This is a genomic window from Luteibacter jiangsuensis (genome assembly GCF_030812295.1).
GTDB lineage: Bacteria > Pseudomonadota > Gammaproteobacteria > Xanthomonadales > Rhodanobacteraceae > Luteibacter > Luteibacter jiangsuensis_A.
On record NZ_JAUSSK010000003.1, the window covers coordinates 39,465 to 57,062 of the forward strand.

General features: G+C 65.1%; 17 protein-coding genes. 9 read left to right on the forward strand and 8 right to left on the reverse strand.

All coding sequences use genetic code 11. The annotated features are described in order from the left end of the window. The first annotated feature begins 157 nt into the window (after window positions 1–157). Window positions 158–1,177 (forward strand): LacI family DNA-binding transcriptional regulator, encoded by a 1,020-nt coding sequence (locus tag J2T07_RS10265; RefSeq protein ID WP_306849613.1) that lies wholly within the window; start codon window positions 158–160, stop codon window positions 1,175–1,177. 10 nt (window positions 1,178–1,187) lie between these two features. Here J2T07_RS10265 and J2T07_RS10270 read toward each other — a convergent pair whose 3' ends face one another. Further along, a complete protein-coding gene (locus tag J2T07_RS10270) occupies window positions 1,188–2,306 on the reverse strand; it encodes a Gfo/Idh/MocA family protein (RefSeq protein ID WP_306849615.1) in 1,119 nt (372 codons plus the stop codon). A gap of 140 nt (window positions 2,307–2,446) precedes the next feature. Between J2T07_RS10270 and J2T07_RS10275 the strand changes: the two genes are divergently transcribed. Further along, window positions 2,447–3,349, forward strand: coding sequence for a phytanoyl-CoA dioxygenase family protein (locus J2T07_RS10275; RefSeq protein WP_306849617.1), 903 nt, complete (start codon window positions 2,447–2,449; stop codon window positions 3,347–3,349). Between the two features lie 109 nt (window positions 3,350–3,458). Here J2T07_RS10275 and J2T07_RS10280 read toward each other — a convergent pair whose 3' ends face one another. Further along, window positions 3,459–4,319, reverse strand: coding sequence for an alpha/beta hydrolase (locus tag J2T07_RS10280; RefSeq protein ID WP_306849619.1), 861 nt, complete (start codon window positions 4,317–4,319; stop codon window positions 3,459–3,461). A gap of 38 nt (window positions 4,320–4,357) precedes the next feature. Between J2T07_RS10280 and prmC the strand changes: the two genes are divergently transcribed. The 4 genes from prmC to J2T07_RS10300 all read left to right on the forward strand — a co-directional run bounded on the left by prmC (window position 4,358) and on the right by J2T07_RS10300 (window position 6,615). Continuing rightward, window positions 4,358–5,203, forward strand: coding sequence for a peptide chain release factor N(5)-glutamine methyltransferase (prmC, locus tag J2T07_RS10285; RefSeq protein ID WP_306849621.1), 846 nt, complete (start codon window positions 4,358–4,360; stop codon window positions 5,201–5,203). A gap of 301 nt (window positions 5,204–5,504) precedes the next feature. Beyond that, window positions 5,505–5,807 (forward strand): hypothetical protein, encoded by a 303-nt coding sequence (locus J2T07_RS10290; RefSeq protein WP_306849623.1) that lies wholly within the window; start codon window positions 5,505–5,507, stop codon window positions 5,805–5,807. A 254-nt stretch (window positions 5,808–6,061) separates the two neighbouring features. Then, the gene (locus J2T07_RS10295) at window positions 6,062–6,298 is read left to right on the forward strand and encodes a hypothetical protein (protein WP_306849625.1); all 237 of its coding nucleotides are present in this window, start codon (window positions 6,062–6,064) and stop codon (window positions 6,296–6,298) included. Further along, window positions 6,295–6,615: a DUF6984 family protein gene (locus J2T07_RS10300; protein ID WP_306849627.1), complete on the forward strand. Its 321-nt coding sequence runs from the start codon at window positions 6,295–6,297 to the stop codon at window positions 6,613–6,615. The genes J2T07_RS10295 and J2T07_RS10300 overlap by 4 nt, the downstream gene beginning before the upstream one ends. A gap of 106 nt (window positions 6,616–6,721) precedes the next feature. On the opposite strand, the gene dxs is transcribed toward J2T07_RS10300, so the two are convergent. Beyond that, window positions 6,722–8,617, reverse strand: coding sequence for a 1-deoxy-D-xylulose-5-phosphate synthase (dxs, locus tag J2T07_RS10305; protein WP_306849629.1), 1,896 nt, complete (start codon window positions 8,615–8,617; stop codon window positions 6,722–6,724). 75 nt (window positions 8,618–8,692) lie between these two features. Continuing rightward, window positions 8,693–9,295 (reverse strand): HNH endonuclease, encoded by a 603-nt coding sequence (locus J2T07_RS10310; RefSeq protein WP_306849631.1) that lies wholly within the window; start codon window positions 9,293–9,295, stop codon window positions 8,693–8,695. Between the two features lie 273 nt (window positions 9,296–9,568). Here J2T07_RS10310 and J2T07_RS10315 point away from each other — a divergent pair, with 273 nt between their 5' ends. After that, window positions 9,569–10,327 carry a SapC family protein gene (locus tag J2T07_RS10315; RefSeq protein WP_306849633.1) on the forward strand — a complete coding sequence of 253 codons (759 nt, stop codon included), beginning with the start codon at window positions 9,569–9,571 and terminating at the stop codon, window positions 10,325–10,327. Window positions 10,328–10,583: 256 nt separating this feature from the next. On the opposite strand, the gene J2T07_RS10320 is transcribed toward J2T07_RS10315, so the two are convergent. The 3 genes from J2T07_RS10320 to J2T07_RS10330 form a co-directional block, all read right to left on the reverse strand. Next, window positions 10,584–11,060, reverse strand: coding sequence for a GNAT family N-acetyltransferase (locus tag J2T07_RS10320; protein ID WP_306849635.1), 477 nt, complete (start codon window positions 11,058–11,060; stop codon window positions 10,584–10,586). A gap of 232 nt (window positions 11,061–11,292) precedes the next feature. Further along, window positions 11,293–13,068: an acyl-CoA dehydrogenase C-terminal domain-containing protein gene (locus J2T07_RS10325; protein ID WP_306849638.1), complete on the reverse strand. Its 1,776-nt coding sequence runs from the start codon at window positions 13,066–13,068 to the stop codon at window positions 11,293–11,295. Window positions 13,069–13,111: 43 nt separating this feature from the next. Continuing rightward, complete coding sequence (locus J2T07_RS10330) at window positions 13,112–13,612, reverse strand: hypothetical protein (RefSeq protein WP_306849639.1); 501 nt, start codon at window positions 13,610–13,612, stop codon at window positions 13,112–13,114. A 149-nt stretch (window positions 13,613–13,761) separates the two neighbouring features. Here J2T07_RS10330 and J2T07_RS10335 point away from each other — a divergent pair, with 149 nt between their 5' ends. Beyond that, window positions 13,762–14,241, forward strand: coding sequence for an SET domain-containing protein (locus J2T07_RS10335; protein ID WP_306849642.1), 480 nt, complete (start codon window positions 13,762–13,764; stop codon window positions 14,239–14,241). Window positions 14,242–14,275: 34 nt separating this feature from the next. Here the strand turns inward: J2T07_RS10335 and fusA are convergent, their stop codons facing one another. Continuing rightward, window positions 14,276–16,315: an elongation factor G gene (fusA, locus tag J2T07_RS10340; RefSeq protein ID WP_306849644.1), complete on the reverse strand. Its 2,040-nt coding sequence runs from the start codon at window positions 16,313–16,315 to the stop codon at window positions 14,276–14,278. 219 nt (window positions 16,316–16,534) lie between these two features. On the opposite strand from fusA, the gene J2T07_RS10345 reads away from it, so the two are divergent. Next, window positions 16,535–17,551 carry a hypothetical protein gene (locus tag J2T07_RS10345; protein ID WP_306849646.1) on the forward strand — a complete coding sequence of 339 codons (1,017 nt, stop codon included), beginning with the start codon at window positions 16,535–16,537 and terminating at the stop codon, window positions 17,549–17,551. Window positions 17,552–17,598 lie beyond the last annotated feature (47 nt).

The following is a 17,598-nucleotide window of genomic DNA, read 5'->3' on the forward strand; positions in this document are numbered from 1 at the left end:
AGCCGACTCTGTCGGCGATGGGTGCTTGCCTCGACCTGGCCCGCTGGCGCCGGATCGCCGACAAGGTCGGCTCCCACCAGGGCGGCTCCCACGGCTTTCCCCAGGCGGCGGCTCCATCCGCGATAGGGCTTCCACGACGTTGCGCTACCCTATGTGGATGAGCTCACGGCCACCTGTCTCGCCACGCCACCCGCCGCGCATCACTGCACGCGATGTCGCCGAAGCGGCGGGCGTATCGATCTCCGCCGTGTCGCGCACGTTCACTGAAGGAGCGAGCGTCTCCGCGAAGACCCGCGACCGCGTGCTCGAAGCCGCCGCCGCCCTGGGTTATCGCCCCAACCACCTTGCCCGCAGCCTCATGACGGGCCGCACCGAGCTTATCGGGCTGGTGTCCAATCATTTCGGGAATCCGGCGTTCATGGAGGTCTTCGACCTCTTTACGCGCGAACTGCAGGCCCGTGGCTTGCGCCCGCTTCTGGCAAACCTTGGTGAAGATGAAGACGGCACTTCCGCCCTCGACATGTTGCGCCAGTACAACGTCGACGCCGTGGTCATCGCCACCTCGGCGCCGCCGGCGGGTTTCGCTGCGTCGTGCCGCGCGGCGGGCTTGCCCGTGATGCATGTGTTCGGCCGGGCAGGGCGCTCGTCGCCGGTGCCGGTGGCGACGGTGGACAACGTCGCCGGTGGGCGCCTGGTCGGGGAGGCCATGCGCCGGCGCGGGCTTCGCAGGCTGGCCTTCCTGGGCGGCTCGGCGCACGACGCATCCACTGTCGACCGGCAGAAGGGATTTGCCGAGGTGGCCGGCAAGTTACTGCGGGAAACCATACACGCTGGCGATTACACGCACGAACATGGCCGCTTGGCGATGCACACCTTGCTCGATCGCGACGACACGCTGGACGGCGTGTTCTGTGGCGACGACGTGCTGGCACTGGGCGCGATGGATGCCTGCCGCGAGCGTGGCGTGGCGATCCCGTCGGACGTCAGCATCGTCGGTTTCGACGACATGCCGCTGGCGGCCTGGGCCTCCTATTCGCTGACGACGGTACGCCAGCCCATTCGCGAGATGGTGCTGTACGCCATTGAACGTATCGTGGCCTGGATGGATGACCCGGCGGCGGTGCCGCGCAACAAGCTGTTTCCCTGCGAGTTGGTGAGACGGGAAAGCCTCCGGTAAGCGACCGGCGTCACAGCGACACCCAGCGCCTTTCGCGATTCGACACCAGCGCCGCGGCGATCACCTTGTCCACCTCGTACCCGTCGCGGAAGGTGGGCCACACCGATTCGCCGGTGGTCACCGCCTGCAGGAAATCCCTCGCCTCGATCACGATCTGCTCGTTGTAGCCGGTGCCGTGGCCGACGCCCTGGTTGAAGGCGAGATAATCCGGATGCGCCGGTCCCATCAACAGCTTCTGGAATCCCCTTCGCGCCGGCTGGCGTGAGGCGTCGTAAAGCCACAGGGCGTTCTGGTCTTCCTGGTCGAAGGCGATGGCGCCCCGCGTGCCGGTGATCCGATAGGTGTAGCCCATCTTCCGGCCTGCGGCCACGCGGCTGAAGCTGATGCTTCCTGTCGCACCATTGGCGAAGCGGAGCAGCATCTGGCCTTGATCGTCGTTCTCCACGGCTTCGGAACCGTGGGGACCATCGCGACGTGGCTGCACGATCGCCGTGTCGGCTACCAGGCTTTCGATGGGCCCGACGAGGCGCAAACAGGCATTGACGATATGGGTGGCGACATCGCCTAGTGCCCCTGCCTCCGACCCCGTCGCGACACGGGTGCGCCAGGAGGCGGGCAAGGCGGGGTCGTGCAGATAGTCCTCGACATGTTCGGCCGTGACCTGGATGACTTCGCCGATCTCGCCCGACGCGATGATCTGCCGCGCCAACTGGCTGGCGGGTGTGCGGATGTAATTGAAGCCGACCATGTTGGGCATCCGTGCGCGTTCCACGGCTTCAGCCATCGCGAGCGATTCCTCCGCGCTCATGCCCAGCGGTTTTTCGCAGAACACCGGCTTCCGCGCCGCCACGCAGGCCATCACCATCGGGTAATGCGTGCGCGGCGGCGTCGCGATGACCACGATATCCACCTGCGGATCGTCCACCAGGTCGCGCCAATCGCCGGTGGAACGAGCCCATCCCCAGCGCTTCGCCACGTCGGCGGCACCTTCGTCGGTCGAGGTGGCGATCATTTCGCATACGGGGCGGCGGGCCGGCTCGAACAGCGCGCCGACGCTCTGGTACGCCGCGGTATGCGCTTTCCCCATATACCCGGCGCCGATCAGGCCGACGTGTAGTTCGCTCTTCATGGGCAGGTCCTGGCCGAGGTCGGGTCGACTCTACGTATGTTGCGGCGCAATTTGCAAGCGCTTGCAAAACGGCCTAGCGTAAGGCCATATGGCCTCGCGATCCCACCCTTGCCAGCCGCCCGCAGCGGCAGGAGCCACGCATGACCGCGTTCGTACAAACCCTTCTCAGCCCTTCTTCTCCTCTTCGAGTCTTCACTGAAGACTCCCTGGACACCGGCGCCATCGTCGACGAACTGCTCGACGGGCATGGCGCGGTCACCTTGCGGGGCCTGTTCACCCCGGGGGAGATCGCCGAGGCACGAGCGATCGTCATGCGCGAATCGAACGCGGACGAACAGGGCGGCAAGGTCACGCATTTCCAGGGCGATGCCGAGCGGGCAGGCCGCATCAACCTGCAAAGGCGCGTATGGAACCTGCTGGCAAAGGGGGAGATTTTCTCTCGCATGGCGGCCCACCCGGCGATCATGAAAGTCATGCGCGCCTTCATCGGCAGCGAGTTCATCATGGGCTCGATCGCAGCGAACCGCATCCTTCCTGGCGGTCCGGGGCAGGAGCCGCACATCGATTATCCGTATTGGGACTTCCACTCGCCGGAAACCCATCCGGTACGGATCAACGCGAGTTTTCCACTCAATGCGCAGGCGACGATCATGCTCGATCCTTTCACCGAGGAAACAGGCGCGACGGCCTATGTACCGGGATCGCAGCGCGAGTTGCGTTATCCGGATGAGAGTGATCGTTTCTTCGAGCGTTGCGAACGCATGCTTGGCGAACCCGGCGACACCGTGATCTTCTTCGGCGCGGTCTGGCATTGCGCGATGCCGAACCGTAGCGGCATCGATCGCTCGGCGATCATCACGCAGTACCTGCCGAAATTCGTGAAGCCCATGGAGAACATGCCGGCGGCGCTGCCGGAGGCGTTCGTGAGGAACGCGAGCGCGGATATCCGCCAACTGCTCGGGCTCGATTATCCCTATCCCGAGGTGCTGGATGCGGCGCGCGGAGGCAATGCGGAGGGGCGCGACGTGATGAAGGCGCGCTAGGGGCGGTTTGCGGCAGAGCCACGTCATGTGGGAGCCGCTTCAGCGGCGATGGGAATGGCCTCAGCCTGGCTATCGCCGCTGAAGCGGCTCCCACAGAGGATTTGATGATTCAGTGGGAAACGGCTGTCGCATAGCGATGGATGAATGCCATCGTGTCGGCCAGGACCGCTGCCTTGCCCTTCAATGGCCCGAAGGCCAGAAGCAGTTGTTCGTGTCCCACGTTCGGATAGAGCTTCAACTCCACCGGCTCGCCCTGCGAGCGATACCTTCCCTCGAACGACACGGCTTCCGCCGGCGATACGATGGTGTCGTTCTCACCCTGAAGCAGCAGGGCGGGAGGCTCATCGCCGTCGACGAAATTGACCGGCTGCGACAAGGCCTGTTCCTCGGGGTCATGACCGAAGATCTCGTAGAACTCGGGCTCGTCGAAAGGAATGAAGTCGTACGTGCCCGCGACGCCGATGAAGCCGGCGAGGTCGCGCGGTTTCATGCCCACGGCAGCCAGCCATCGCTTGTCGGTCGACAGCATGGCCGCGATCTGTCCTCCGGACGAATGTCCCATCACGAAGAGGTGCGCCGGATCCCCACCGAAGCCGGCCGCATGGTCGCGCGCCCAGCGCACGGCCTCGGCGCCGTCCTGCAGGAAGCCTTCCATGCGCACCTTCGGCCACGGACGGACATCGGCAACGATCGCAATGACGCCCTGGGCGGCGAGGGCCTCGCCCATCCAGCGAAACCATTGGCGCTTGCCGGTCATCCAGCTGCCGCCGTAGAAGTAGACGACCACCGGTGCGTGCGATGCATCGGCGGGGCCATAGACGTCGAGGGCGAGCCCGTGTGCCGTGTCGAACACGATATCGCGATGCGCCGCGATGCCCGTCGACGGCTGCCGCGCGTTGACGGCACCGAAGAACGTGGCGTGGCATCCGGCAAGGAGCAGGGCCGCGAAGAGCAGGGGAAGCAAGCGCATGGCGGCATTGTAGGCGGGCGGACCGCTAGAATCGCGACATGACCGATATCCGCACGATCCTGCGCCAGGCCTCCGATGTCCTGGGCGACCGTCTCGAAGCCGAACTATTGCTGGCGCACGCGCTGGGCGTGAATCGCGCATGGTTTTTCGCGCATGCGGAGGATGTGCCGGATGCCGGTGGCGTGCAGCGTTTCGACGCCCTGGTGCGGCGGCGGGTCACCGGTGAGCCTATCGCCTACATCACGGGGACGCGTGACTTCTGGTCGCTCACGCTCGAGGTCACCCCGGCGACGCTGATTCCCCGTCCGGAAACGGAATTGCTGGTGGAACTGGCGCTCGACAGGTTGCCCGCGGGCGGCAGCGTCGTCGACCTCGGTACGGGCAGCGGCGCCGTCGCGCTGGCCATCGCCAAGGAGCGGCCGGATGCCGCCGTGGTCGCGGTGGACGTCAGCGCTGCCGCGCTGGACGTGGCGCGTCGTAACGCGCAACGGCTCGGACTGGAGCGCGTGGAGTTCGTGCAGGGCGACTGGTTCGCGCCGCTGAAAGGCCGATGTTTCGACCTGATCGTCAGCAACCCACCGTATATCGAGGCGGATGATCGTCACCTCGGCGAGGGCGACCTGCGTTTCGAACCGCCATCGGCGCTGGCTTCCGGTGCGGACGGCCTGGACGACATCCGGCGCATCGCCTCGGGTGCCGGTCCGCACCTCCTGCATGCCGGGGCCGTCCTGGTCGAGCACGGCTGGAACCAGGGCGATGCGGTCAGGCGGATTCTGCGGGAGGCGGGCCTCGTCGACGATTTCACGGCAAAGGATCTGGAGAGCCGTGACCGAGTTTCCGGCGCCTTTCATGGATCTTGTGAGGTCGCCCGGGCAGCGTCGTAGGCCACTTCCCCGCTACCTGTCCTTGTCCGGCACGGCTGCCGTCACGCGACAATTTCCGCGATCTATGCAAGACACCGACGCACGCGGGACGCCAGGACGGTTCGGCCTATGCGCCCGGTCGCGAATTTTTTTGCGATTTCCACATGGCCGCGGGCGAGGTGATACGGAGCAGTATTCCTTACGAGGAATTTTCCCTGCCTCCATCGGTCGAGGCACTGGATAAGAAATTGGTCATGCGGCTCTGGAGTAACTCGTGTCATTAGATCCTGTGTCCCGTCGAAATGATCCGCCGGATCGTACGATGCGACTGAAGGAACTCTTGTCTGGAGCAGGAATTGGAGCGATCGATCGGTTCGGCACGCTGCTGCTCGACTACGAGTCGCTGCTGCGGGCGTTGGACGTCTTGCTGGAACGCAATGCGTTGGGTGTCGAGGGATTCCACATGCGTGACACGGATCTGGTTCCCGATATCGACATGATCGTGGACACCTCCGCGGCGAACAGCGCACTTCAATCGATCGAGATGATCCGCGACATTGTCATTCAGCATCACGATGGCAAGCGAATATACGAACTCGTGTGCGAAACGACGACTTCACCATGAGGGAACTCACTCCAGCCGAGTGTTCGCTCTTGCGTTACCTGAAGCTGCTGAGATGGTTCGAGGTGGTCGCAACGGAGTTAACAGTTGAACGCTTATAAGTACCTTGCACTGAGATTTTCGCTCGTGGCACTCATACCGGCGATTATCTACGCCTGGACGATGGACATCGCAACGGGTTGCAAGGTTTACGTCGCCGTTAGTCTCGTTGGCCACACTGCATTTGCGTGGGTCTTCAGGCAAGAAATCGTCAAAGCATGGAAATCGAGGCGTGGCCGGTAGCGCTGGGCAGTGGGCGCCGGCTGCAATTCGAGCCAGTGCAGGAAGGCATCGCCTGGTTCCAGAGCTTTGGCTTTACCCCGCTGGCGGCGGAACCGTATGTCTCGCTGAGCGGTGCAGGGGTAAAGGGAGTGGAAGTTACCTACACTGCGTATCGACTACCAGACGGCTCAATTAACATCGGGCACATGACGACCTCGGGAACAACGCCATGAGAGTTCTTACGCCAGAAGAACGGTCCCTATTGGTGTATCTCATGCGAAAGGGAGGCTTAACTCATCCGAGTGAGTCCTGGCTGGACGAAGTGCGCGTCGAGAATCTCGATAGTGAAGGCTCCAGGGGAGGGTTTGTCCTTCTGCGGCAGGCAGATCGAGATTTTGACCAATTGATTTCTGATGTCGATTTCACCGACCTGGACGGTGTGCACGTGCTCGCATCATTGTTTGTGGATAGAAACAAGATTCCTTACGAAGTCGATATCTGGGAGACCGACGACACGCCGCTGCTTAGATTGCCGATGTTCCCAAACTGACGCGTCGAATACCTGCCGGCAGAGGCAGAGCCTTCGCTCTAGCCGACCGTCACTTGCGACCATCTACGGTTCTTACTCGGCGATGCCGTAGAAGGAAAGGCGCGGGTCACCCCGCGCTAGCCACCGGCGCATCCACGAACTGCGGAAACCGCGCGCGGATCGCATGACGGATCTGCGGCAGGTCCAGGCCGGCCATGGTCAGCACTTCCTCGCGGCTGCCGTGTTCCAGGTAGACATCCGGAAGACCAAGGTGCTGGATCGGCAACGTGACGCCGTGCGCCGCCAGGCATTCGGCCACGGCCGCGCCGGCGCCGCCGGCGATGGCGTTGTCCTCGATGGTGACGAAGGCCTTGTGCGAGCGCGCGAGTTCGAGGATCAATTCCTCGTCCAGCGGCTTCACGAAGCGCATGTTCACCAGCGTGGCGTCGACTTCCGCGGCGATGACGGCGGCGGGGGCGAGCATGGTGCCGAACGACAGGATCGCCAGGCCGTGGTGGCCACGGCGGCGCACCTCGGCCTTGCCGATCGGATAGGTTTCCAGTGTCTCGGCCAGCTTCGTTCCGGGGCCGGTACCACGCGGATAGCGCACGGCGGCGGGGCCGTTGTAGTGGAAGCCGGTGCTGAGCATGGTGCGGCACTCGTTCTCGTCGGCCGGCGCCATGATCACCATGTTCGGCAGGCAGCGCATGAACGAGAGATCGAAGCTGCCTGAATGCGTGGCGCCATCCGGGCCGACCACGCCCGCGCGGTCGATGGCGAAGGTGACGTCGAGGTTCTGCAGGGCGACATCGTGGATGGCCTGGTCGTAGGCGCGCTGAAGGAAGGTGGAATAGATCGCCACCACCGGTTTCGCTCCCTCGACCGCCATGCCCGCCGCGAGCGTCACCGCATGCTGCTCGGCGATCGCCACGTCGAAATAGCGCTGTGGGTATTCCCTGGAAAAACGGACCAGGCCCGAGCCCTCGCGCATCGCCGGGGTGATGCCGAGCAGGCGCTCGTCGGCCGCGGCCATGTCGCAGAGCCAGTCGCTGAAGATGTCTGTGTAGGTCGGCTTGGCCGGTGCGCCCTTCTTGACCAGGCCGGCGACCGGGTCGAACGGTCCCACCGCGTGGTATTCGATCTGCGCCTTCTCGGCTGGCTCGTAGCCTTTGCCCTTGGTGGTCATCACGTGGATCAGCTGCGGGCCGGGAAGGGCCTTCACCGTCTCCAGCGCGTTCACCAGCTGGGCCATGTTGTGGCCGTCGATCGGACCGGTGTAGTGGAAACCCAGTTCCTCGAACAGCGTGGACGGCACGAACATGCCCTTGGCGTGTTCTTCCCAGCGCTTGAAGAAGCGGCCGAAGAAGGACTCGCGCGGCATCGCTTTCTTGGCCCGTTCGCGCCATGCGTTGAGCGTGCGGCTGGACATCGCACTGGCCATCATCTTGGTCATCGCGCCGACGTTCTCGCTGATCGACATGCCGTTGTCGTTCAGGATCACCAGCAGGTTCGGCTCGACGTCACCGCCGTGGTTGAGCGCCTCGAAGGCCATGCCGGCGGTCATCGCGCCGTCGCCGATCACGGCCACGACCTTGCGCGGGTCGCCACGGCGCTGAAGCGCCAGGGCCATGCCCAGTGCGGCGGAGATCGAGGTGGACGAGTGGCCCACGCCAAAGGTGTCGTATTCGCTCTCCTCGCGGCGAGGGAAGGGCGCGAGCCCGTCCTTCTTCTTGATCGTGGTGATCCGGTCGCGCCGGCCGGTGAGGATCTTGTGCGGATAGCATTGGTGGCCCACGTCCCAGACCAGGCGGTCATGCGGGGTCTCGAACACGTGGTGCAGGGCGACGGTGAGCTCGACCACGCCCAGGCCCGCGCCGAAATGCCCGCCTGACGAGGCCACGGCCTCGATCAGGTAACGGCGCAGTTCGTCGGCGATCGCCGGCAATTCGTCCACCGGGAAGCGCCGGAGGTCCTCCGGCGAGTCGATCTGCGCCAGATAGGGGTAACGGGAGAGGTCGTTCATCCGCCTATTGTTCGCCTCCAGCCGGGCCGGGGCAAGGGATGGGACGTGAATCCTTGCGGACGGTTTGGGCCCGGCTCAGGCCGGACGCCGGTCCCGCGGCAGGTGACTGACCAGGAATTCCATCTGGTCGGCCAGGATATTGCGGTTGGACAGGATCAGGTGTTCGACCCAGCTCGGCCTGTACGGCACGGCCAGCAGCGGCATGTTCGCCTGTTGTGGCGTCCGGTTGCTCTTGCGCAGGTTACAGGCCAGGCAGGCGCTGACCACGTTCTCCCACTCGTCGGCGCCCTTCTTGGACAACGGCACCACATGGTCGCGGGTGAGTTCGTGACGGGTGTACTGGTGACCGCAGTAGAGGCAGATATGCCGGTCGCGGGCGAACAGGGCGGTGTTGGTGAGGGCGGGCGCCGGATCGATCGCGTGTTCGCGGCAGTGGCCTGTGCTGGCCACGATCGGGTGGAGTTCGAGGCTGCTGCGCAGGCCACTGGCCCGGTTGACGCCGCCATGGACGGTGACGCAGGGGTCGCCCAGGGTCCAGGCCACCACGCCGCGCACATAGAGGCAGACCGCATCCTGCCAACTGATCCAGTCCAGGATGCGACCCGCCGCATCGAGGGAAAGTACCCGCGTCGCATGGAGCGCGGACACCCTCGGCAGGTCCTCTTGGAGCACTTCCATCGTCATCGTGTCTCGTCCTTCACATAAGCGAAAGAGCGTTCCAGCAAGCCGAACTCCGTGCGGATCGACCATCCGATCCTCGGCCTCGCAAGGCCTTCGACCCGAGCATAGCCGATAATTGCGACAGAAAAGCACCCCCCGGTACGCTTCTTGCGGGGGCTTTTCCTGTCATTGACCGCTGTTATAGTGGGCGTTCGCATTCGAGCGCCCGGCGAGTTTGGAAGGGGGGCCGGGGTGGCTTCCCAGGTTCGGCGGGTCCATGAGGGTTACACAGTGGCAGAAGTGCTTTTCTACGAGCGTCCGGTTCCCCTGAACCGTACCGCCCACCGCGACCTGCGTCTGAAGGCCGTGAACAACATCCGTTTCGCCGCCACCGCGCACTCCGTGCCGCTGACGGGCGTGGAATTCGCGCCTGCCGCGCGCGATTTCCCGATCCTGTTCGCCGGCAACACGATGGAAGAGGCGGGCCCCATGGCCCTGCTCGGCCTGCGTCAGGGCGAGAACCTGCTGGTCGGCGACAATGGCTTCTGGGAGCAGGGCATCTATGTCCCCGCTTTCGTCCGCCGTTATCCGTTCGTGCTGGCCGAGAAGCCGGCCGGTACCGAGGGCGACGACTTCACCGTGTTCCTCGACGAGGCCTATGAAGGCTTCAACGACACTGAAGGCGAGCGTCTCTTCAATGAAGACGGCACCGACGCACCGGCCCTGACCAACGCCGTGAACTTCCTGGGCGAGTTCCAGGACCACGTCGCGCGCACGCAGTGGTTCATGGGCAAGCTGCGCGAGCACGACCTGCTCGAGCCGCGCACCATCACGCTGCAGAAGGAAGGCAAGGGCATCAACCTCAATGGTCTCTTCGTGATCAACGAGGAAAAGCTGCGCAACCTCGACGAGAAGACCGCCCACGAGTTCCTGCGTGAAGGCGCCCTGGGCTGGATCTACGCGCACCTCGTGTCGTTGGCCAACATCGATCGCATGGCGGCTCGCCTGGATGCGCGCGAGCGCCTGGAAGAGACGACCGCGAAGGCCTGACCGGCTCTCGTTCGGATCGATCGGAGAGGGCTGCCTTGGGGCGGCCCTTTTTTTGGGCAGGAAACCTGCCCGGCGGGAAATCCTGGGTGGGAGCCACCCTGATGGGCACCGACCCTGCCGGCGATGGGTGCTTGCCCCGACCTGGCCCGCTGCCGCGGGATCGCCGACAAGGTCGGCTCCCACCATGGTGCGTCAACCTGGCTTGCCGCCGCGGGATCGTCGACAGGGTCGGCTCCCACCAGGGTTGGGCGTTTCGTCAGCGAACCGGCTTCGCCATGCGCATGAGGTCGGTGTCGAAGCCGTGCTTCATGTACATGTCGCGGGCGCGCTCGTTGCCGGGAAAGACCGCCAGTGTCACGAACTGGCAGCGATGTTCCTTGGCCCAGCCATAGGCATGGTCCAGCAGGAACTTGCCAACTCCGGCACCCTCGTATGCCTCGGCGACCGCGATATCGGAGATATGGCAGTTGTCGCGGTGGGTGAAGAAGTCCTTCGTCTTCTGAAGGTGGACGAAGCCCACGGGTTCGCCTTCGTCGTTCTCGGCGACGAAGATGTAGCTGTTCGAGGGTTGCTCGTCGAGGTGCTTCACCAGGTCCGCCTCGATGCCCTTCAGGCAATCGCTGCGGCTGCGCCCGTTAGGCAGGGGGAAATCGACGAAACGTGGGACCAGGCCAAGGATGAACTCGTCGTCATCGCTCTCGGCGAGACGTATCAGGAACGTGGAGTCGCTCATCGTATCTGGCACCGTCGTGGCGAAGGGTCCGGGCGGAAGCCTTTTTCTACACCTTCACGGATGCCGGGGAAAGTCCCGCGAGGGTGTAGGCGTGCCTTTGCGGGAGCCGATTCATCGGCGATGGGTGCCCGCTTCAGCCTGGCCCGCTGTCGCGGGATCGCCGATGAATCGGCTCCCACCCGTCAGCTCTCGCCCTTCCCTGGGCTTTTGCAATCGTTCCGTGGCCGTGCGGTTAAAGAACCTCGGGCAGTGTCGCCACGCCCGCCTCGATCGCGGCCTTGTGCACGTGGATGCGCGGCAGGATGCGGCTGAAGTAGAACGTGGCGGTGTCGCGCTTGGCTTGCTTCGCGTCCGCGGAAAGCGCGGAGCCAGCCGCCGCCAGCACGCTCTTCGCCCAGAAGTAGGCAAGGGTCACGTAGCCGGAGAAGTACAGGTAGTCGACGGCGGCGGCGCCGAGTTCTTCCGGGTTGGCCTGTGCGTTTTGCGCGATGGCCTGGGTCAGGTCGCCCCATGCCTTGGTCGCCACGGCCAACGGCCCGACGAAGGCCTTGACGCTCTCGTTGGCCTGGTTGGCCTGGCAGAACGCGGAGATCTCGCCGAGGAAATGCTTCAGGCCGGCGCCCTGCAGTTGCATGATCTTCCGACCGAGCAGGTCCAGCGCCTGGATCTGCGTGGTGCCCTCGTAGAGCGTGATGATGCGGGCGTCGCGGACGAATTGCTCCATGCCGTGCTCGGCGATGTACCCGTGGCCACCGAAGATCTGCAGCGCTTCCTTCGTGCATTCCTGGGCCGCCTCGGTGAGCAGGCCCTTGGCGATCGGGATGAGGAAGGACAGCAGCTCGCCCGCCGTCTTGCGGGCCAGCGGATCGGTGTCGCGTGCCTCGATATCGCTCTGCAAGGCCGCATAGGTGGCGAGTACGCGTCCGGCTTCGACGAAGGCGCGCTGGGTCAGCAGCATGCGGCGCACATCCGGATGCACGGTGAGCGGATCGGCCGGCTTCTCCGGCAGCTTCGGGCCCGATAGCGCGCGCATCTGCAGGCGCTCGCGCGCATAGTTGAGGCTGTTCTGCAAGGCGCGTTCGGCCAGGCCGAGGCCCTGGATGCCGACGGCCAGGCGCGCAGCGTTCATCATGGTGAACATCGCCACGAGGCCCTTGTGCGCGGGACCGACCAGCCAACCTTCCGCCTCGTCGAAGTTCATCACGCAGGTGGCGGAACCCTTGATACCCATCTTGTGCTCGATGGCACCGGCGGCGACGGCATTGCGCTCACCCATGGAGCCGTCCCTGTTCACCTTGAACTTCGGCACGACCAGCATCGAGATGCCGCGGCTGCCCTCGGGCGCACCCGGCAAGCGCGCGAGCACGAGGTGGACGATGTTCTCGGCGAAATCGTGCTCGCCGGCGCTGATGAAGATCTTGGTGCCGGTGACACGGTAGCTGCCATCGGCGTTCGGTTCGGCGCGCGTCTTCAGCAGGCCGAGGTCGGACCCCGCCTGCGGCTCGGTGAGGCACATGGTGCCGGTCCAGCGACCTTCGACGAGGGGCTTGAGGAAGACCTCCTGCTGCCACTCGTCTCCGTGGTGCTCCAGGGCGCTGGTGGCGCCGTGGGAAAGCAGGGGATAGATGCCCCAGGCGAGATTCGCCGAGTCGATCATTTCCTTGGTCAGCGTGCCGAGTACGGCGGGCAATGCCTGGCCGCCGTACTTCTCGTGCGCGGTGAGGCCGGCCCAGCCCCCCTCGGCGTACTGGCGATACGCTTCCTTGAAACCTTTCGGCGTGGTGACGGTGCGCGTGGCCTTGTCGAAATGGCAACCTTCCTCGTCGCCCGGTCCGTTCAACGGCGCCAGCACCTGTTCGTTGAACCGGGCCGCTTCATCGAGCACGGCATCGAGCAGGTCGCGCGTGTGTCCTTCACCGCCTTCGAGGCGGGCGAGCACGGCTTCGGCGCCGAGTACGTCGTAGAGCGCGAAGCGCATGTCGTCGAGGGGGGCTTTGTAAATCGTCATGCGGATGATCCTGGGCGGCCGCGCGCGGCGCGGCGTGGATGGGTCAGGGCGAGCGGTAGGTATCGGGGATGCCCGGCACGGGCGAAAGCCAGTTCTTGCCGTGGACGGGGAAGGACCGCGACGCGTCTTCCTTCTCCGGAGTGGCGCTGACCCGGCCATCGATGCTGTAGGGGAGGGCGCCGGAGCTGCCCTTGGCGGCCAGTTCGGCGAGAGCCTTCGACATCTCGGCTGTCGGCAACAGGTCGATCGTCGCGACGTCGGCGGCGAACGAGGGAATGTCCTGGTCGATCTTCGCATCGAGCAGCACGCCGCCGAGTTCACCGACGCGCAGCGTGCCCTGGAAGGTCTCGAACGACATCCCGGCGTAGCTGTTGTTGCGAATGCGCAAGGTCATGTGCCACACCCCGCCGGGTTTGGCCGTGACCTCCTGCAGGGTGACGGAGGGCGGAAACACGCTCTTCCTGGCGGGCCCGCAGGCGGCCAGCAGGGCCACGCCGGCGAGCAGGGCGGAACGGATGAGAGGACGGCGGACGATCGAGGTCATTCCCTGGGCTTCCGGCAAGGGGAGTCGAACAGCTGTTCGATGGTAGCGCCGCCCGGGCCGTGCGCGCGAGACGTGCGTTTCAAACGCGGTTCCCAAGCGGGTGGCGAGCAGGCATCATCAGCGATTATCTCCGAGACTTCGATTTCCCCATGACCCGACGCATTGCCGCACGACGTTCGCCCATCCATGGAAACGGCGTCTTCGCCACGGCCCCGATCAAGGCCGGCGAAGAGATCATCGAATACAAGGGCGACCGCATCACCCACGCGCAGGCCGACAAACGCTACGGCGACGGCGGTGAAACCGGGCATACTTTCCTGTTCACCCTCAACGAGCGCTTCATCGTCGACGGCAACAGCCATGGCAACACCGCGCGCTGGATCAACCACAGCTGCGATCCGAACTGCCAGGCGCTGATCGAGGAAGCGGTGGAAGGCAAACCATCGAAGAACGACCGTGTCCTGATCGAGGCCATTCGCGATATCGCGCCGGGTGAGGAACTCACCTACGACTACGGCATCACGCTCGACATGCCGCATACGGCACGGTTGAAGAAGGTATGGGGCTGCCGCTGCGGCTCGTCCAAGTGCATCGGCACCATGCTCAAGCCGAAGCGCAAGACGGCCTGAATGGCCCGAGGGCTGACGGGCCCCGACATCGGCCTCAGTCTTCCTCCACCTTCGGCTTCCACGCCTCGGCCAGCTTCTTCTGCACCCCCGGCGGAACGGTGTCGTAGTGACTGAAGGCCATCGCGTAGCGCCCCTGGCCTCCGGTCATGGCCTTGAGTTGGGTCGGGTAGTCGATGAGTTCCGCCAGCGGCACGCGGGCCTTGATGAGTGTCTCGCTGCCGCGTAGCGAATCGGTGCCCATGATCTGCGCCCGTCGCGAGGCGAGGCCGCCGGTCACATCGCCCACGTAGTGGTCGGGAATCGACACCTCCAGGTCCACCAGCGGCTCCAGTACCAGTGGCCGTGCGCGCGAGACGGCATCGAGGAAGGCCTTGCGGCCCGCGCTGATGAAAGCGACTTCCTTGGAATCCACCGGGTGGTGCTTGCCGTCGTAGACGATCACGCGCACGTCCTGGATGGGATATCCCGCGATCGCGCCATGGTCCAATGCCTGGCGGACGCCTTTCTCGATCGCGGGCATGAATTGTCCCGGTATGACGCCGCCCTTGGTCTGGTCGTCGAAGACGAAGCCCGCGCCACGATCCAGCGGTTCCACGCGCAGGAATACCTCGCCGAACTGGCCTGCACCACCGGTCTGCTTTTTGTGACGGTGGTGGCCCTCCGCCGCCGTACCGATGGTTTCGCGATACGCGATGCGCGGTGGATGCGTCATGACGTCGACGTCGTAGCGCGCCTTCATCCGTTCCAGCATGAGTTTCAGGTGCAGGTCGGATAGGCCGCGCACCACGGTCTCGTTGAGCTCCTTGTGATGTTCCACGCGGAAGCAGGGATCTTCCTCCGCCAGCTTGCCCAGGGCCTGCGACAGTTTCTGTTCCTGGCCTTTGTGCGCGGGTTCCACGGCGAGACCGTACATCGGCACGGGAAAGGCGGCCGGCTCGAGATGGATGCGTCCTTCGTCGGATGCATCGTGCAGCACGGCGTCGAAGTGGATGTCGTCGATCTTGGCCACGGCCGCGATATCGCCCGGCAACGCTTCGTCGATCTCGACGTGTTCGCGGCCCTTCAAGCGGAACAGGTGGGCCACCTTGAACGGCTTGCGCCCGTCGTCGACGAACAGCGGCGAATCCTTGCGCACGCAGCCTTGCCAGACACGGAAGACGCCGAGCTTGCCGACGAAGGGATCGTTGACGATCTTGAACACGTCGGCGATGACATGCCGTGCCGGATCGGCGGTCACCTCGAAGGGTTTGTCGTTCGCGTCCAGGAACGGGGGCGGGTTCGTCTCGCTGGGGCATGGCAGGATCCTTTCGACCAGATCCAGTAACTCGACGACGCCCACGCCGTCGCGCGCGCTGGTGAACACGATGGGCACGAGGTGCCCGTCGCGTAGGCAGTGTTCGAGCGCGGCGCGGATCTCCGCCGCCGACAAGGCGGATTCACCCGCTTCCAGATAGTGTTCCATCACCTCGTCGTCGATCTCGACGACCTGGTCGATGATCCGCTGGTGGGCTTCGCCGGGTGAGGAGAAATCGGTGTCGCCCGCGGTCTGGAAGAAGGCGTCGCGGACGGAATGGCCCTTCGACGCGGGAAGGTTGAGGGGAAGGCATTCGTTGCCGAATTCCTCGCGCAGGTCGTCCACCAGCGCTGCGAGGTCCACGCCTTCCGCATCGATGCGGTTCACGACGATGAGGCGGGCGATGCCGCGTTGCTTCGCATGGGCCATCATCGAGCGCGTGCCGTGCTCGATGCCATTCGCGGCGTTGACGACGATCGCGACGGTATCGGCGGCAGCGAGCGCGGCCAGGGCGGGACCGCGGAAGTCGGCATAACCGGGTGTATCGAGCAGGTGGATGCGATAGCCGTTGCGCTCGATGGAGGCGATGGACGCGTCGATCGAATGACCGCGGGCCTTCTCCATCGGATCGGTGTCGGAAACGGTACTGCCACGTTCGACGCTGCCCATGCCGGTCAGCGCGCCGCCGGCGTGGAGCATCGCTTCGAACAGGGTGGTCTTGCCGGCTCCGGCGTGGCCGGCAAGGGCGAGGCTGCGGATGTGTTCCGTGGATGGCGACACGATGCGTCCCTCCTTCGGTGTGTCCGGATTCCGGACGGCATGGCGATGATTCGGGCGGGGCCCGGACCCAAGCCTTCTCCTTCCCCGCCCCGGAATCAAGGGGCGCCGGGAATCTTCCGGGACGCTCACGGTCTGAGGGGCCAGGCCTTACGCTGCGTTTAGCGGATCGCCGCTAAGCTGTCCGACTTTCTCCACGAGGCCAAAGGGACCCTCGCACGCGTGCAATACCCCGGCAAGGCGCCACCGCCCTTCATCGAACCCCACCGGCTGGAGACGGAGGACGCTGCGCGCCCGCGTGGGCTGCAGCCTATCGATGCCGCGACGCTGTCGGCGCTGCACGCCATCGGCAGGCGGCCGCCGCCGCGCGACCGCCTGCGGCGTGTATTGGCGATGGCCGTGGCGCTCGTCCTGCATGTCTTCATCGTGATGGTGGTGCGCTACGAGATGCAGCCGAGACTGCCCACCGGCTTCGTGCCGCCGGTCGATCGCGACGACGTGCTCGAGGTCCGCTTCATCGAGCCGGCCCGGCCCGCGCCACCGGTGGCCGACGTGCCGCCACCCCCGCCGGTCGCCGAACCTCCGCCGAAGGTTCGGTCGCCCGAGGCGACGCGGCCCGAACCACCCCGGCGCAAGGAGCCCGTGCCCGACCAACCGCCCGTGGAAAACGCACCCGCGCCGCCGGCCGCCCAGGCGCCCGCACCAGCCCTTTTCGGTGCCGACGGTTCCATCGTCATGCCGAAGCAGCAGGGCCCGGGCACCACGACACAGGCGGATTTCGTGGCGCGCAAGCCGACCGACGACAGCGCGATCATGTCGCACAAGACCACGGTGACCTACAAGGAAACCCGCTTCGAGAAAGACTGGGCACCACGCGACGAGAACGTGCTCAACAAGGGCCTGCGCCGCGCCATCGAATCCACCACGGTGAAGAAGACGATCGACCTCGGCCACGGTACCCGGATCAAGTGCGCCACCGTGTTCTTCGTGCTTCCCGTAGGCTGCGGCGGCGAAGATCCGTCGAAGGCATCCAAGAAGGACGGCGACGTGCGTCTCAACATGGCACCGGCCAATCCCGCCGTGAAAGACCTCCCCGACCAGCCCGTGCCGCCGACGGAAGCCGAATGCATCGCCGCGTTCCGCGCCGACAAGCCGCTGCCGCAGGGCTGCGCCACGGACATCCCGATCAAGGCGATGGACCAGGAGAACGCCGAGCGCGAGCGCCGCTTCGGCAAGTGAGCCGCGCGAAGATGGCGATTGTGCCTTTGTAACGCAGCATGGACACT

Excerpts from the sequence above, each read along its gene's own strand:
- J2T07_RS10310 (WP_306849631.1), bottom strand. The coding sequence starts at position 9,295 with ATGGAAGTGCTCCAAGAGGACCTGCCGAGGGTGTCCGCGCTCCATGCG.
- J2T07_RS10330 (WP_306849639.1), bottom strand. The coding sequence starts at position 13,612 with ATGACCTCGATCGTCCGCCGTCCTCTCATCCGTTCCGCCCTGCTCGCC.
- dxs (WP_306849629.1), bottom strand. The coding sequence starts at position 8,617 with ATGAACGACCTCTCCCGTTACCCCTATCTGGCGCAGATCGACTCGCCG.
- J2T07_RS10320 (WP_306849635.1), bottom strand. The coding sequence starts at position 11,060 with ATGAGCGACTCCACGTTCCTGATACGTCTCGCCGAGAGCGATGACGAC.
- J2T07_RS10290 (WP_306849623.1), top strand. The coding sequence starts at position 5,505 with ATGCGACTGAAGGAACTCTTGTCTGGAGCAGGAATTGGAGCGATCGAT.
- J2T07_RS10325 (WP_306849638.1), bottom strand. The coding sequence starts at position 13,068 with ATGACGATTTACAAAGCCCCCCTCGACGACATGCGCTTCGCGCTCTAC.
- J2T07_RS10265 (WP_306849613.1), top strand. The coding sequence starts at position 158 with ATGAGCTCACGGCCACCTGTCTCGCCACGCCACCCGCCGCGCATCACT.
- J2T07_RS10280 (WP_306849619.1), bottom strand. The coding sequence starts at position 4,319 with ATGCGCTTGCTTCCCCTGCTCTTCGCGGCCCTGCTCCTTGCCGGATGC.
- J2T07_RS10335 (WP_306849642.1), top strand. The coding sequence starts at position 13,762 with ATGACCCGACGCATTGCCGCACGACGTTCGCCCATCCATGGAAACGGC.
- prmC (WP_306849621.1), top strand. The coding sequence starts at position 4,358 with ATGACCGATATCCGCACGATCCTGCGCCAGGCCTCCGATGTCCTGGGC.
- J2T07_RS10270 (WP_306849615.1), bottom strand. The coding sequence starts at position 2,306 with ATGAAGAGCGAACTACACGTCGGCCTGATCGGCGCCGGGTATATGGGG.
- J2T07_RS10275 (WP_306849617.1), top strand. The coding sequence starts at position 2,447 with ATGACCGCGTTCGTACAAACCCTTCTCAGCCCTTCTTCTCCTCTTCGA.
- J2T07_RS10300 (WP_306849627.1), top strand. The coding sequence starts at position 6,295 with ATGAGAGTTCTTACGCCAGAAGAACGGTCCCTATTGGTGTATCTCATG.
- J2T07_RS10295 (WP_306849625.1), top strand. The coding sequence starts at position 6,062 with ATGGAAATCGAGGCGTGGCCGGTAGCGCTGGGCAGTGGGCGCCGGCTG.